At 65.6% G+C, this 1271-nt stretch carries 1 protein-coding gene and 1 pseudogene; both read left to right on the top strand.

Translation table 11 applies throughout. From position 1 onward, the window contains the following. Window positions 1–488: pseudogene (locus EOA27_RS36990) on the top strand (hypothetical protein); the annotation flags it as partial. Between the two features lie 177 nt (window positions 489–665). Then, a partial coding sequence (gene rpe / locus EOA27_RS36985) for a ribulose-phosphate 3-epimerase (RefSeq protein WP_127258782.1) occupies window positions 666–1271 on the top strand: 606 nt, incomplete at its 3' end.

Genomic DNA, 1271 nt, shown 5'->3' with positions numbered 1-1271 from the left:
CGGCCAAGGCTTGCGTGCCTGACCGGCAGCCGCCTGCCCAGTGCCGCATCCGCGGCCAGGTGCGCAACGCCGATGGCGATTGCGTCTGCCCGAAGGGGACGGCGCTGAAGGGCAAGGCTTGCACGCCGATCAGGAAGCCGCAGACGTGCTCGATCCGCGGCCAGGTCCTCAACAAGCGCGGCGCCTGCGTGTGTCCGCGCGGCACCGAGGTGATAGAAGGCAGATGCGGCACGTTCGAAGACGCTGAATGCGCTCCGGGCTCGCAGATGATCGACGGCATTTGCCAGCCGATTATCAGGCGGCGCTGCCCGGTCGGCACGACCGGACGGTATCCGGATTGCTTCCCGATCCGCCGGCAGCCGGGCCTGGGGATCAATCCGAACCTGCTGCTCAACCCAAACATCCTGCAGCAGCTGGTGCCGCAGCGACAGCCGCGGCGTGTGCTGCAGGACCCGGCGGGCGCCAACATCCAGAACTTCAAGCCGTAAACCAGGCGGCTGAAGACCAAGACCCGCCGGAGCGATCCGGCGGGTCTTTCTTGTCCCGCGCTTCCCCTTTCGGCATCTTCCTCCTGTTAGCCGCATTTCCGCAACTCCAAGTGATTCCACTTGGGCGCAAAATGCTCTAGGCAATCCGAGATTTGCATCCGCAACAGAGGCCGCACCATGAGCAAGAAGACCCTGATCGCACCGTCGGTGCTGGCATCGGATTTTTCGAAGCTGGGTGATGAGGTCGAGGCCGTCGCGGCGGCCGGCGCCGACTGGATCCATCTCGACGTGATGGACGGCCATTTCGTGCCCAACATCACCTTCGGCCCGCCGGTGATCAAGGCGATCCGCAACCGCACCAAGGCCTTTTTCGACTGCCATCTGATGATCGCGCCGGCCGATCCTTACCTGGCGGCTTTCGCCGAGGCCGGCTGCGACGGCATGACGGTGCATGCCGAGGCCGGGCCGCATCTCGACCGCTCGCTGCAGACCATCAAGAGCCTCGGCAAGAAAGCCGGCGTTTCGCTGAACCCGGCGACGCCGGAGACGGCGATCGAATATGTGCTCGACCGGCTCGACCTGATCCTGATCATGACCGTCAATCCGGGGTTCGGCGGGCAGGCCTTCATCCCGGCGATCGTCGACAAGGTGAGGCGGGTGAAGGCGCTGATCGGCAGCCGGCCGATCCATATCGAGATCGACGGCGGCGTCTCGGCCGAGACCGCGCCGCTGGTAACTGCGGCCGGCGCCAATGTGCTGGTGGCGGGCGCCGCCGTCTTCAAG

This window comes from Mesorhizobium sp. M2A.F.Ca.ET.037.01.1.1 (assembly GCF_003998075.1).
Classification (GTDB): domain Bacteria; phylum Pseudomonadota; class Alphaproteobacteria; order Rhizobiales; family Rhizobiaceae; genus Mesorhizobium.
This window is presented reverse-complemented; position numbering and strand designations above follow the sequence as displayed.